The organism is Roseomonas sp. CAU 1739 (assembly GCF_039839775.1).
Classification (GTDB): Bacteria; Pseudomonadota; Alphaproteobacteria; order Acetobacterales; family Acetobacteraceae; genus Neoroseomonas.
In genome coordinates this window covers 14552-28407 of the sequence record NZ_JBDOQQ010000033.1, presented here as the reverse complement: position 1 = coordinate 28407, position 13856 = coordinate 14552, and the positions used below count along the sequence as shown (strand labels likewise).

The 13856-nt window shown below is 66.6% G+C and carries 10 protein-coding genes; 2 read left to right on the top strand and 8 right to left on the bottom strand.

Features of this window, described 5'->3' with window-relative positions:
- Positions 1–438: 438 nt before the first annotated feature.
- Positions 439–1182, bottom strand: coding sequence for a hypothetical protein (locus AAFN86_RS28505; protein WP_347547040.1), 744 nt, complete (start codon positions 1180–1182; stop codon positions 439–441).
- 603 nt (positions 1183–1785) lie between these two features.
- Here AAFN86_RS28505 and AAFN86_RS28500 point away from each other — a divergent pair.
- Entirely contained in the window at positions 1786–2943 is a 1158-nt protein-coding gene (locus tag AAFN86_RS28500) for a DUF2092 domain-containing protein (protein ID WP_347547039.1), read from the top strand.
- Positions 2944–3311: 368 nt separating this feature from the next.
- Here AAFN86_RS28500 and AAFN86_RS28495 read toward each other — a convergent pair whose 3' ends face one another.
- Entirely contained in the window at positions 3312–3812 is a 501-nt protein-coding gene (locus AAFN86_RS28495) for a DUF992 domain-containing protein (RefSeq protein ID WP_347547038.1), read from the bottom strand.
- 441 nt (positions 3813–4253) lie between these two features.
- Here AAFN86_RS28495 and AAFN86_RS28490 point away from each other — a divergent pair, with 441 nt between their 5' ends.
- On the top strand, positions 4254–5384 hold the full coding sequence (locus AAFN86_RS28490; protein ID WP_347547037.1) for a hypothetical protein: 1131 nt from the start codon (positions 4254–4256) through the stop codon (positions 5382–5384).
- Positions 5385–5391: 7 nt separating this feature from the next.
- Here the strand turns inward: AAFN86_RS28490 and AAFN86_RS28485 are convergent, their stop codons facing one another.
- The 6 genes from AAFN86_RS28485 to AAFN86_RS28460 form a co-directional block, all read right to left on the bottom strand.
- Positions 5392–6267, bottom strand: a complete 876-nt coding sequence (locus AAFN86_RS28485; protein ID WP_347547036.1) for a formate/nitrite transporter family protein — start codon at positions 6265–6267, stop codon at positions 5392–5394.
- A gap of 9 nt (positions 6268–6276) precedes the next feature.
- Positions 6277–7869 (bottom strand): TrkA C-terminal domain-containing protein, encoded by a 1593-nt coding sequence (locus AAFN86_RS28480; RefSeq protein WP_347547034.1) that lies wholly within the window; start codon positions 7867–7869, stop codon positions 6277–6279.
- 26 nt (positions 7870–7895) lie between these two features.
- Entirely contained in the window at positions 7896–8732 is an 837-nt protein-coding gene (pflA, locus tag AAFN86_RS28475; RefSeq protein WP_347547033.1) for a pyruvate formate-lyase-activating protein, read from the bottom strand.
- A 10-nt stretch (positions 8733–8742) separates the two neighbouring features.
- On the bottom strand, positions 8743–11007 hold the full coding sequence (pflB, locus tag AAFN86_RS28470; RefSeq protein ID WP_347547031.1) for a formate C-acetyltransferase: 2265 nt from the start codon (positions 11005–11007) through the stop codon (positions 8743–8745).
- A 158-nt stretch (positions 11008–11165) separates the two neighbouring features.
- Complete coding sequence (locus AAFN86_RS28465; RefSeq protein WP_347547029.1) at positions 11166–12347, bottom strand: acetate/propionate family kinase; 1182 nt, start codon at positions 12345–12347, stop codon at positions 11166–11168.
- Entirely contained in the window at positions 12344–13714 is a 1371-nt protein-coding gene (locus AAFN86_RS28460; protein ID WP_347547028.1) for a bifunctional enoyl-CoA hydratase/phosphate acetyltransferase, read from the bottom strand. The genes AAFN86_RS28465 and AAFN86_RS28460 overlap by 4 nt, the downstream gene beginning before the upstream one ends.
- Positions 13715–13856 lie beyond the last annotated feature (142 nt).

The window sequence follows — 13856 nt, the reverse complement described above, 5'->3', positions numbered from 1 at the left end:
CAGCGGACCGTCGAGACCACTTGGCGCAAGGCCGGCGCACTCCTCGACCTCGTCAGCCCAACCGAATGCGCCAACTACCTCATCAACTCAGGATATGCTTCCACATAAACACAGCACGCTCTAGCGGAAGCACAAAAGCGGCTCGCGCGGTTGATCAGCCTGGCCGCGCATGCGCCACAGTGTGCGCACCCGGCCATTCGCATGTCGGACCTCGCCGAAATGCGCACAATCGGGGCCTGCAATACAAGCCAGACCCAGCAACAACAGCCAAACCGGTGCCGTGATTGGCGATCGACGACGCTTCGGCCCAATGCACTACGGGTGACGGAGGCCGAACGACGCAGGCGGGGTCCAAACTAGACTGCGTAGAGGACCCGCCTACGCCCGAGCGCCCGCGCGCCCATTTTGCGAGAACGCTCTTTTCTCAGCCGAAAGGGTCTATGGCCTTGCCGCCGGCAGCCCAGTGTTCAGCGTGACATTGCCCTGGGCATCAACCATGGCCTGGACATTGCTGCCTTGCGCCGAGGTGACCTGGGCGCGCCACGTGCCGTCATTCAGCATGGTCAGGTCGCGGATATTCTGCAGGCCGGCAGCTTCCAGCCGACTACGCGCCTGGGTCTCGGCCATGCTCGCGGTTTGTGGCTGCGCTTGCGATGCGATCGCTGCCGGCGCCACCCCCGTGTTCAGGGTGATGTTGCCCTGAGCATCAACCATGGCCCGTACATTGCCGGATGACCCCGTGGTGACCTGGGCGCGCCATGTCCCGTCATTCTGCATGGTTAGGTCGCGAATGTTGCGCAGGCCGGCGGCCTCCAGGCGGCTGCGCACCTGATCCTCGGCCATGCTGGTTGCTTGCGGCTGCGCTTGCGTGCCGCTCGCCGCCGGTGCCACCCCGGTGTTCAGCATGATGTTGCCCTGGGCATCAACCGTGGCCAGGACGTTGCCGCCGGACCCCGAGGTAACCTGGGCGCGCCATGTGCCATCACTCAACATGGTCAGATCGCGGATGTTCCGCAGGCCGTTGGCTTCCAGGTGGCTGCGCACCTGGTTTTCCGCCATGCTTCCGGCCTGAGGCTGGCCTTGCGTGGCGCCCGGTCCCGGGACACTGGTCTGCGCCCACGCCGTGGGCGCAAGGCCAACTCCCAAGGTGAGGGCAAATGCAGCTGCTGTCGCACGCTTCATGACTGAGCCTCCCTGGATGTGTCCCATCGCTGTTTGCAGGAGCGATGATCCCTGGCCGGCCAGTCCGCCGTGTCAGATGGTCACGATGGACGATCGACACGCGGAGTGTCGCTGACGGCGCCGATCGTTACCAGCTTCATGTAGCGGGAAGCAGAGTCGCCCATTCGTCAGATTGCTCAAGCTGTATGGTGCCGAAGGCGGGTCGGGGCATCGGCATGCATTATCACGTCCCGCGGAATGGCGACTCTCGAAGGGCTTCCGCGACGCGGGCGCGATCCGATCCAACCGTCGAGCATCGGAGCGTCGCCGTGGATCAGTCGCTTTCCATCCGCCTGGCTATGATGCAAGCGCTAAGCGCGTAGTGGCGCCGACTACTCGGACCGCAGGTGCCGGCTCGTGTTGCAGGATCTCGAACAGGCAGCCCCTACCATTTGATTGCGAGTGCGGAGAGCGAAGCGTAGCGTGCATTGAAGCTCTCTATCTGCACGCGGCAATGAGCCGCCTGCGCCGAATGCTACGCCCGATAGAACGTCGGTGTCTGCACGGTAAAGTGAGGCCTGTATGCGACAGTCAACATCACTGAAGATGCTTGGAGCCGCCGGCATGATTGCCGGTTCATTGTCGGCGTCTGCGCCAATGTCCTGGGCGCAAACCGCCGACGAGCAGGCCGTGCCGTATCGCCGCGAGGTGATGGAGCAGGCCCTCGCAACCAGACAGCAGTACGAACTCTATGGCATCCGCTTCGACATCGATCAGGCGGTGATCCAGCCCGCATCAGCACCTCTGCTTGATGACATCGCCAGGGCGATGGCGAATTTACCGGAATGGCGGTTGAGGATTGTCGGCCACACGGACACTACGGGCGTCCGGGAGCGCAACCAGGCGCTGTCGCTCGAACGGGCCGAAGCCATCAAGGCAGCGCTCGTTCAGCGCGGCGTTGATGCCGGCCGCCTCACCGCCTCCGGCGCGGGGCAGGATCGCCCGGTGGCGACCAATGATACGGCGCAAGGGCGCGCGCTGAACCGGCGGGTTGAGCTCGTCCGCTATACTGTTTCCCCGGAGGCGCAGCGGCTACTCCGGGCAATGTCCGACTACGTTGCCCGGCAGGAGCAGGTCTCGTTCGATTATGATGCGACCTTCGAGATTGTGACGGAGGCCGGCCAAAAGCTCGGCTTGGCCAGTTCCGGCACGGTAGCATTGCGCAGGCCTGACCGCGTCCGCGCCACGCGGCAAGGCGGATTTGCCGATATCGAGATGGTGTTCGACAGCCGGACGTTCACGCTGCTTGGCCGCAACGTCAACGCATACATGCAGGTCCAGGCGGCAGGCACTGTCGACCAACTGGTTGACCAATTGCGGGAGAGGTATCACCGCCCGCTTCCGGCGGCCGATCTGTTGGTGTCAAACCCATACGATGCGCTGATGAGCGAGGTCTTCGACTCCAAGGATGTCGGTAGCGGCGTGATCGGCGGCGTCGAATGTGACTGGCTCGCCTTCCGCACCGAGGAGGTCGATTGGCAGATCTGGATCGCGCAGGGTGAGCGGCCATATCCGGTGCGATATGTGATCACCACGAAAGGGCTGCCCAACGCGCCGCAGTACACGATCCAGTTGCGGAACTGGAGGACGGGCACAGATGTGGCCACCACTGATTTCACGTTCCAGCCACCTGCGGGCGCGACGAGCATCACGCTCGAGCAGGCACGCGAACGAGTGAGTGAATTGCCGGCCCATTTCAGGCGTGGAGGAAGGCAGCCATGACGTTGGGAAGACGTATCTGTTGGATCATTCTGGGGCTTGGCGTCGGGGCCCTGTCGCTCGAATTCGGCAGTCGGGTGACTGGCCACATGCCGCGTGTCGTATCAACCGCGGAAGCCGTGGTCGGACGACCGCTTACGCCGGTTAGTGTCGCCGGCACGGCACGCCGTACATCGCGTCGATGCGCAGCTGGCGTCTACGACTGCTAGGCCTCCGGGTTCGAGGCCGGAGCACGACAAGCTGCAGGTACGCAACTGGCGCCGGAGCGCTGCAGGCTCCGGCGCCAATTCGCGCCGTACGGAATGTCACTTCATGTCACCTGTAGCCGGTAAGCGGCGGCGGGGGGCCAGTGATCGGCCCCCGCGCACCATTCAGCTTGCGGGCTCAAGCCTCAATTCACCGACGCCGAGGGCGACATTCAGGCCCTTGCTCCCCTCGATGCTCAGGGGCTGCAGCGATATGCCCCGGTCTCCACCACCGACCAGCAGATTGGCAGCGCCACCGACGCCAACCGTGGCCCCGGCAGAGGCACCAACGAAAGTTCCTGCCAAGGCCCCTGGCCGGACATTGCCAGTCGAAGCCAGCACGCCCCACAGCATCACAGATGCCGTCGTGAAGCCGATATCCACGCCGTAGCGCCGGATCTCGCCGCGATACCGCTCGGTGGTGCCCTGCGCGGGAGAGAAGACGCAGGTCACATCACGCGTCGAACCGAACACGAATCCGACGCCGGCGCCCACGTCGCATCGCAGCGTGCCGACGCGCACTTCGCCAGTTTGTTGTTGGGATTGCTGTGCCAGGGCAGGACTGACCGCGAGTAGGCCGAGCCCGACGATAGTTGCGAGGTTGGTGCTGGAATTGCGCATGGTCATTGCCTTTCCTCCCGTCCAAGAACGGTCGCGGTCGGACACCGTGCGGCGCCCTGGCGCGATCGGTGCGGCGTCGCAAGCTTACCTCACTCGCCCAGGCGAAAGGAATCGCACTCTGACATTGCCGTACTGCCAGCACACGGCGTCGTCTTCGGCACGGGTGCGCAATGCGAAGTGCGAAGTGCGAAGTGCGAAGTCGATCGACATCAACGTCACGCCGAATGCAATGCGACAGTGGCCGCAAGGCGTCACGTTGGCACAGTGGGCAGTCAGGCGCGCCGCCGTCTGCACCCCCGAAAGTGCGGCACGAAGAGCGTGACGGTAGCACAACACCTGCCCTCGAAGGACTAGGTCGCGTAAGCGGTGGGCGTCCGGGAAACGGGGTGCGTCGGAAATCAGGAACAGGCTTTCGCCTGCGAATGTGGATCGTCAGTATTGTGCCGCATGCCCGACACGGACTCCTCCAACCCCGACAAGCGGCGCCGCCGCGCCGTGTTGCGCGCGCTTGGTGTTGCCTCTGCCGCGGCCTTCGCCGGCGGCGTCGCCGTGGTCGGTGTGCAGTATGCGCTCGGCGTCGTCAGCGCGGGCTACCCGCCCGTCCTTCACGCACTGACCTGCACCGCCGATGGTCACGAGACAGCGGGCAGCATCAGCCTCGTCGCGGATGGCGCCGGCATGATCCCTGTCATCGATGTCCCGTCCCCTGGCACCGTCACCTGCCGCATCGACGCCCCCGGCGCGGACTATGCGACCTGGAGCGCGCTCGGCCCCGTGACCGGCATCCGCTCCGGCCCGCTCGACGCGTCATTGCCTTGCCAGTCTCCAGAAGATTTCGCCGACCAGGACCCGTCGACGCTACGCCTGTCGACCTGCCAGCGCATGCGGGCGGAACGCCCCGGCACCTATCTCCTCTCGGTCACGGTCATGCTGCGCGGGCTGCACACCTCGGATCGGGCACGCCTCATCCTGCGCGTCGGGGAGCCGGTCGCCGCTCCAGCGCCGCCCGCCGCGACGCAGGGTTGGCGGCTATCCGTCGCACTCCTGCTGCCGGCCATGGAGACCGGGCAGACACGTGAGGCCGACCTCTCCGCGTCCTTCGGAGAACACGGGCTGATGCCGCAGAGCCGAGCCTTCGAACGCACCGTCTATCGCCTGGCGCCGGAGGAGGAGTTCGTCCAGGCGAATTTCCACGCCCGCAGTGCGGCAAACGCCTCGGCCGTACGCCTCGCCTATGTGCCGCAAACGCGGGCGGTCACCGCCGGCTTCACGCTGCGCAGCGGCTCGCTCATCGACCGCTGGCGCGGCTGGATCTCGGGCACGGTCTCGATCCGCGTCCGGCGCCGGGATGCCGCTAGGGAGATCCGGCTGCCCGACGCGGATCTCTCGGTGCCGGGCCAGGCCCGCCTGGCCTTGCCTGAAGGCGTCGATGCCGCAACGGCGCGCATCGTGGTGCAGCGACCCGAAACGGCCACGCGGATCGAACTGAGGCCAGGTGGCGCGGCAAGCCTCGACGGCGACCGGATTATAGCGCGCATGGAGGACGGCGCGCTGATCCTCGAAGCCAGGCGGGAGTGAGCCCGCCTCAGCGGTCGGCGCGAAGGCCTCGCCGATACAGCAACCAGTAGACGCCGGCCACGAGCACCGCCCCGCCGACGACGTTGCCGAGCGTGACGGCGAGCAGGTTGCGCACCGCCCCCGCCATGTCCAGCCGGGCGAAGGCCGCGGGGTCGAGCCGCGCCGCCTGCCAGAACCCCTCCGATGCACCGGCCTTGATCATCAGGCCGAAGGGGATGAAGTACATGTTCGCGACCGCGTGCTCGAAGCCTGCGGCGACGAAGGCGGCGATCGGCAACATCACCACGATCATGCGGTGCGCCGGCAGGCGAGACGACAGCGACAGCCACACCGCCATGCAGACCAGCGTGTTGCACAGGATGCCGAGCAGGAAGGCCTGGCCGAAGGGCAGCGATGCCTTGGCCTGCGCCGTGCGCAACGCGGTTGCCCCCACCTGGGCACTGCCAAACAGGAAGTGCTGAGCCAGGAAGACCAGTGCGGCTGTGCCGACCGCCCCCGCTAGATTGCCAACCCAGACCAGCGCCCAGGCACGCAGCACCCGGTGGAGGGCGAGACGCCCGCTCGCCCAGGCCATCACCATCAGCACGTCGCCGGTGAAGATCTGCGCCCCGCCGAGCAGCACCAGACTCAGCCCGAGCGCAAAGACCAGACCGGCGACGACGCGCGCCATGCCGAAGGGCATCGCGGCTTCCGCCCCGGTCAGTGCGACGTTGGAGAAGATCGCGCCAAAGGCGATGAAGGCGCCGCCCAGCACGCCGAGCGTGACCAGCGTGATCGCGTCCTGCCCCGCCTTGGCGACGCCGTCCGCCTCGGCCTTGGCGGCGATCTCGGGCGGCAGCCGCCCTTCGATGCCCGCCAGCGCCCCCGCGCGGACTTCTGGCATGGGCGCTGCTCAGCCGCCGAGTGCGATCAGACCGATAATCTGCACCGCGATAACCTTCACAATGGTCGCCGAGGGAAAGATCATCGCGTAGCCGATATCCGGCCGCTCGGTCGGCGCCATGCGTGTGGCATAGACCAGGATCGCCGGGTTGCCCGTGGCCCCCGAGGCGACGCCGAGCAGGTCATCATAGGGCAATTTCAGCACGTAGAAGCCGACGCCGAGGACGATGCCCACAGTGGTCAACAACACCAGCGCACCGATGATCAGCAGCAGTGGCCCCTGCGAGGCAACGGTGGTGACGAAGGCCTGGCCCGAATTGATTCCGACCGCGGCCAGGAACAGCGTCAGCCCGAAATTGCGCAGCACGATGTTGGCCGGCAGCGGCATCACCCAAGAGATCGGGCCCGTACGCCGCAGACGCCCAAGAACCAGGGCCACGATCAGCGGCCCGCCGCCGATGCCCAGCGTAACCGTGCCGACACCCGGGATCGGAATCGGTACCAGGCCCAAAAGCACACCGAGCACCATCCCGAAGCCCACCGAGACGTAGGAGAATTCGGCGGCCGACTTCACCGTGTCACCGAAATGCGCCCGCGCCACGGCGATCTGGTCGGCGGGCACGAGCACGCCCACGCGGTCGCCGATCTCCAGCATCAGGTCGGGCGACGGCACGACGTCCACGTCATAGCGGCGGATATGCAGGATGCGTATCTCGGTGCCCGCCGGCATCGGGATCTCATCGAGCTTGCGGCCGGTCAGCGCCGCCTTCGAGACGAAGAAGCGCTGGTAGGCGAGGTCGGCGCGGTCCTTGGCAATGCGCCCCGGGTCGAGACGGCCGAGCAGCGCTGCGGTCTCTGCGATGACCTCGGCCCGATCTCCGGCGATCATCAGCGCGTCGCCGATGTGCAGTTCGAGGTCGGGATCGGGCAGGCGGTTGCGATGCTCCTGCCGCACTGTCGCGACCTGCACGCCTTCGGGCAGCAATGACATCAGCTTGCCGAGCGTACCACCGCCGTCGGGCAGGCGTTCGATAGTGATCTCGCCCATATGGAAGCGGGCGGGCTTGGGCGGGAAGCTCGGCTTCACCTTCCGCGTCAGGAAGTAGAAGCAGAGGATCGGCCCGATCACGCCAAAGGGATAGGCGACGGAATAGCCGATCGAAGGCTCGTTGTTCTTCATTGCATCCAGTGCGGCCTGCAGTGTCGCCGTGCTGGTCATGGAGCCGGCGAAGAGGCCGAGTGTGTGGCCGAGCCGCACGCCAAAGATCCACCCGAAGAAAAGCGCGACCAGCAGCCCGGCCACGACGGCGACGAGGGCAAGCAAATTGTAGATTCTTCCTGGCCCTGTCAGCCCCTCGAAGAACTGGCGCCCATAGAGGATGCCGATGCCGTAGAGAAACATGATCAGGCCGATCAGCCCGATCGGCCCGGCGATCTGTGCCTTGGGTGCGATAGCGCCGAGGAACAGCCCGACGAAGAGCACCGCTCCGATGCCGAGCGAGAAGCCGAGGATATTGATCTGCCCGACGGCGTAGCCGAGGCCGATGGCGAGAAAGATGGCGAGGATCGGCTGCGTGCCGATCAGCTCACTGACGAAGGCCATTGATCACTCCCCCCTTGTCGGCTTCGTCAGCGCGCCCGGCAGCCGGCGCCGCGGAAGATGCCAAGCGCCGCCTGCACCTGGTCGTTCGTCGGTATCGGCGTATCCACCTGCTTGTAGTCGAGGCCGAGTGCCTTCCACTTGAAGGCGCCCATCTGGTGGAAGGGCAGCACCTCGACCCATTCGACGTTCTTCATCGGCGCGACGAACTCGGCGACCTTACGGATGTTCTCGGGATCGTCGGTCAGGCCAGGCACCAGCACGAAGCGCACCCAGACCGCCTTGCCCATGGCGCTGAGCCGTTCGGCGAAGCGCAGCGTCGGCGCGAGCTCGGCCCCGGTCACCCGGCGGTAGGTGTCGGGGTCGCCGCTCTTGATGTCGAGCAACACCAGGTCGACGTTGGTCATGTAGTCATCGTCGGCCCGGTGGCCGAGGAAGCCTGACGTATCAAGCGCCGTATGAAGCCCCATCGACTTCGCCGCGGCAAAGAGGCCCCGGGTGAAGCCGATCTGCACCAACGGCTCGCCGCCCGAAATGGTGAGCCCGCCGCCCATCGCCCGCAGCGCCGGCGCAAAGTCGCGCAGGCGCCGGATGGCGTGGGACAGCTCGATCAGCGTGCCGTCCTTCAGCTTCCACGTGTCGGGGTTGTGGCAATACTGGCAGCGCAGGAAGCAACCCGACATGAACAGCATGACGCGCACGCCCGGCCCGTCCACTGTCGAGCCGGTCTCGTAGGAATGCACCCAGCCGTGGGTTTCCCGCGGGCCCTCGAAACCGTCGGTCTCGGGGGCATCGGGGGCCTGGTTGGTGCGAAGGTCGAAGCGACTGCCGACCTTCACCATGCCATCGCCTTCAACTTCGAGCATGGCGGTGTCCTCAATAGGAAGCGTGGAAGGTGCGGCGGATGACGTCGAGTTGCTGCTCGCGCGTCAGCCGGACGAAATTCACCGCGTAGCCGGAGACGCGGATGGTGAGCTGCGGGTATTTCTCCGGATGCTCCATCGCGTCCTCCAGCGTGTCCTTCGAAAGAACGTTGAGGTTCATGTGGAAGCCGCCCTGGCCGAAATACATGTCGAAGGCGCGCACGGCGTTGTCGATGGTGGCCTCCTGGTCCCGCCGCGCCAGGGTGGGCGCGACCGAGACGGTGTAGCTGATGCCGTCCTGCGCATCGGCATAGGGAAGCCGCGCGACCGAGATGCAGGAGGCGAGCCAGCCATGGTCGTCCCGTCCATGCATCGGGTTCGCACCCGGGGCGAAGGGTTCGCCCTTGCGCCGCCCGTCCGGCGTGTTGCCGGTCGCCTTCCCGTAGACGACGTTTGACGTGATGGTCAGCACCGACTGGGTGTGCACCGCGTTGCGGTAAGTCGGGTGCTTGCGGATCATCGCCATGAAGCGGGAGACGAGGTCCACCGCGAGGTCGTCTACCCGACTGTCGGCATTGCCGAATTTCGGGAACTCGCCCTCGATCCGATAGTCCACCGCGAGGCCCTTGTCGTCGCGGATCACATGCACCTTGGCGTGCTTGATGGCCGACAGGCTGTCCGCCACCACCGAGAGTCCGGCGATGCCGAAGGCCATGGTGCGCAGGATGTCCCGGTCATGCAGCGCCATTTCGAGGCGCTCATAGAAATACTTGTCGTGCATGTAGTGGATGCAGTTCATGGCGTGCACGTAGGTGCGCGCCAGCCACTCCATGGTCGCGTCGAACTTCGCGAAGACCTCGTCGTAGTCCAATACCTCGGCCGTGATCGGCGCCGAAGCCGGCGCGATCTGGTCGCCGCTCACCTCGTCCCGCCCGCCATTGATGGCATAGAGCATGCACTTCGCAAGATTCACCCGTGCGCCGAAGAACTGCATTTGCTTGCCCAGCCGCATGGCCGAGACGCAGCAGGCGATGCCGTAGTCATCGCCCCAATAGGGGCGCATCAGGTCGTCATTCTCGTATTGGAGAGACGAGGTGTCGCGGCTGATCTTGATGCAGTAGCGCTTGAAGGCCGTGGGTAGGTTCTTCGACCAGAGCACGGTGATGTTGGGCTCTGGCGCCGGACCAAGGTTGGTCAGCGTATGCAGGATCCGATAGGAGGTCCGCGTGACCAGCGGCCGCCCGTCCAAATCCATGCCGCCGACGCATTCGGTTGCCCAGTAGGGGTCGCCGCTGAACAGCGCGTCGTAGTCCGGCGTGCGCAGGAAGCGGACAATGCGCAGCTTCTGCACCAGTTGGTCGATCAGTTCCTGCGCGCCGGCCTCGTCGAGTGTGCCTTCCTTCAGGTCACGCTCGACGTAGATGTCGAGGAAGGTGGTGATGCGGCCGATCGACATGGCCGCACCGTTCGCCTCCTTGATGGCGCCGAGATAGGCGAGATAGGTCCACTGCACCGCCTCCTGCGCCGTCTCCGCCGGGCGGGCAATGTCGCAGCCGTAGCGCTTGCCCATCTCGGCCAGGTCTTCGAGGGCGCGCATCTGTTCGGCGAGTTCCTCACGGACGCGGATGATCTCGTCCGTCGGCCACATCTCGTCCACCTGGGCGCGTTCCTCGTGCTTGGCAGCGAGCAGGCGGTCGGTGCCGTAGAGAGCGACACGCCGGTAGTCGCCGATGATGCGCCCGCGGCCATAGGCATCCGGTAGGCCGGTGATGATGCCGGATTTCCGGCAGCGCATGATCTCGGGCGTGTAGGCGTCGAAGACGCCGTCATTGTGCGTCTTGCGGTACTTGGTGAAGGCCTCGTGCACTGCGGGGTCGGCGGGGAAGCCCGCGGCCTTCAGTCCGGATTCCACCATGCGAAGCCCGCCGGCGGGAAAGATCGCGCGCTTGAAGGGCTTGTCGGTCTGCAGGCCGACGATCACCTCGTTCGCCTGGTCGATGTAGCCGGGGGCATGCGCCAGCACGGTCGAGGGGCTGGACGCGTCGACGTCGAGCACGCCCTTCTTCCGTTCCTCGGCGAAATGGGGCTGCAGCGCCGCCCAGACCGCCTCGGTCCGCGCCGTCGGCCCGACGAGGAAGCCCTCGTCGCCCGTATAGGGTGTGACGTTGCGGATGATGAAGTCCCGCACGTCGATGGCATTCGTCCAGCGGCCCTGCTCGAAGCCGCGCCAGCAGCGGGCCTCCTTCAGGGCGGCGATGTCGATGTTGACGCCTTCCATGGTCGGTTCCTCTGGTTTGTATTCATTTGTGGCCGCGTCCTGGGGGCGCGGCAGGTCGTCTCAGAAGCACTCTGTCAAATTTGCCCTCTCGGGACCTTGCGTCAGCGCAATCGAGGCAAGGCAGCCGCGCACCAGGATCGCCTACCCCCACCGCGCCGTCATGCGACACCCTCACCGATCGCCGCGCGCGTATGGCGCGCGATCATCAGGTTCTCATCGGTCGGGATGACGTGAACGCTCACGCGGCTGAGTTCGCGCGAGATCATCGGCGCCTTCGCGGCGTTGGCCGTGGCATCGAGGTCGACACCGAGCCACCGGCAGGCGTCGCAGATCGCGGCGCGGATCGGCGCGGCGTTCTCGCCCACGCCAGCCGTGAATACCAGCCCGTCCAGCCCACCGAGCGCCGCGGCTAGGGATCCAATGCCGCGCGCGACGCGATAGACGAACACCTCGAGCGCGAAGCGGGCGCGCGGGTCGTCGCTGTCGAGCAGGTCGCGGAAGTCGGACGAGATCCCCGACAGCCCCAGCATACCGGAGCGTCGGTAGAGCAGCGCCTCGACGCCAGCGACATCCAACCCGTCCTCCCGCATGAGGTGCAGCACGACGGCCGGATCGATCTCCCCGCAGCGCGTGCCCATCGGCAGTCCGTCGAGGGCGGAGAAGCCCATCGTCGTCGCAACGCTGCGCCCCGCATGCAGCGCGCAGAGCGAGGCGCCGTTGCCAAGATGCGCGACGACGACACGCCCGCCTGCGATGCCTGATGCGACAGCGGGCAGTACCGAGGCGATGTATTCGTAGGAGAGCCCATGGAACCCGTAGCGACGGATGCCGCGCGCGGCCATCTCATGCGGCAGCGCGAAGGCCTGCGCCACCTCGGGCATGGTGCGGTGGAAGGCCGTGTCGAAGCAGGCGACCTGCGGCAGGCGGGGCGTGCGCTCCATGGCGGCCCGGATGGGCGCCAGGTTGTGTGGCTGGTGGAGCGGCGCGAGCGGCGAGAGTGCGGCGAGTTCCTCCAGCAGCGCCGGCGTCACTAGGCGCGGCCTGTCATGGTTCGGCCCGCCATGGACCACCCGGTGCCCCAGTGCCACCAGCTGCCGCCCGGCGAAGCGCTCCCGCAGCCAGGGTATGACCACCATCAGCGCCTCGGCCGGCGTGCCGGGCGGATCCGCGGCGATGTCGGGCACGGCGACCGCCACGCCGGCGCCGTCCCGCGCCTTGAGGGCCGGCCGCACGCCGATGCCGTCCACCAGGCCGGACAGTAGGACTGCATCGCCCTCGTAGAGGGTGAATTTCAGGGAGGAGGAGCCGGCGTTGACGACGCCGACGATGTCGGCGGTCATCCCGCGCCTCCAGCCACCAGGATCTGGGCCAGCGCGATCGAAGCCAGCCGGGACTGCACGCTGTCCGCCCGGCTGGTCAGGATGATTGGCACGCGTGCGCCAAGCACGATGCCGGCACTGTCGGCGCCGGCCAGGTAGCTCAACTGCTTCGCGATCATGTTGCCGGATTCGAGGTCCGGCGCGAGCAGGATGTCGGCGTCGCCGGCGACCGGGGAGACGATCTTCTTGATGGTCGCCGCCGCCCTGCTGATCGCATTGTCGAAGGCGAGAGGCCCATCAAGGATGGCGCCGGTGATCTGGCCGCGATCGGCCATCTTGCAGAGGGCGGCGGCGTCGAGCGTGCTCGGGATCTGCGGGTTGACCGTCTCGACGGCGGACAGGATGGCGACCTTCGGCGTCGCGATTCCACTGGCGCGCAGCATGTCCACCGCGTTCTGAACGATGTCCACTTTGGTCTTCAGGTCGGGTGCGATGTTGATCGCGGCATCGGTGATGAAGAGCGGCTTGGAATAGCTCGGCACGTCCATCGCGAAGACGTGGCTGATCCGCCGTCCGGTCCGGAGCCCGCCATCGCGGGCCACCGCTGCCGCCATCAGTTCGTCGGTGTGGAGGCTCCCCTTCATCAGGCTGGCCGCGCGCCCCTCGCGGCACAGCCGCACGGCGGCGGCGGCGGCGGCCACCGGCGTCTCGGCCTCGACAACCTCGCAATCCGCCAGGGTCACGCCGGCGGCGGACGCCGTTGCCTCGAGCAAGGCCCGCGGCCCTACCAGGATAGGCCGGAGTGCACCTGACCGCGCGGCCTCGAGCGGCGCGAGCAGGCTGTCGCGATCGCACGGCCAGGCCACCGCGGCCGTGAGGGCGGGCATGCCGGCGGCACGGGCCATCAGCCGGTTCAGGTGGCGGTGCAGGTGGAGTTGGATGTCGGGGCGGGCCTGCGGGCTGCGCGACACCGGGTCGGCCGGCAGCCGGAACGTCACCGCCGCTTCGGCGAGAGTGCCGCGCGGGCCGCGCAGATCGACGGCGATAAGGGCCGTTTCCGTATCGGGACGCGCGGTCACAGTGCCGACGATCTCAAGTTCCTCACCTGGTACGGGCTGACCCAGCACACGCAGATCCTGCGCGATGATGACCGAACCCGGCCCGGGCAGGCAACGCGCGGTGAATTCGAGTACAAGGCCCTGCAGCACCAGCGTATGCGCCTGGGTTGGCATCTGGTCGAAGGCCTCGTCGGGGGCGCCGAACAATGCCGCCGCAAGGTCAAATCCCTGGGGCTTGATGGTATGCCGAAGCGTCCCGGTCAGGCCGACGCGGGCGCTTTCCTGCGTCAGGCCGGTCAGCGCGTCCGCGCCATTCGCGGCCTCAGCCATGAGGGAGTCCGCCGGGGATATGGCAGCCGGCCGCCATTCGCAACGCAACCGCGTCGTGCTCTCGACGGGCAAAACACTGTGACAGCCAAGAAGTCATTGCCTCTTGGATCCTCCCACATACCCTCCGCGCATGGATGCGCGA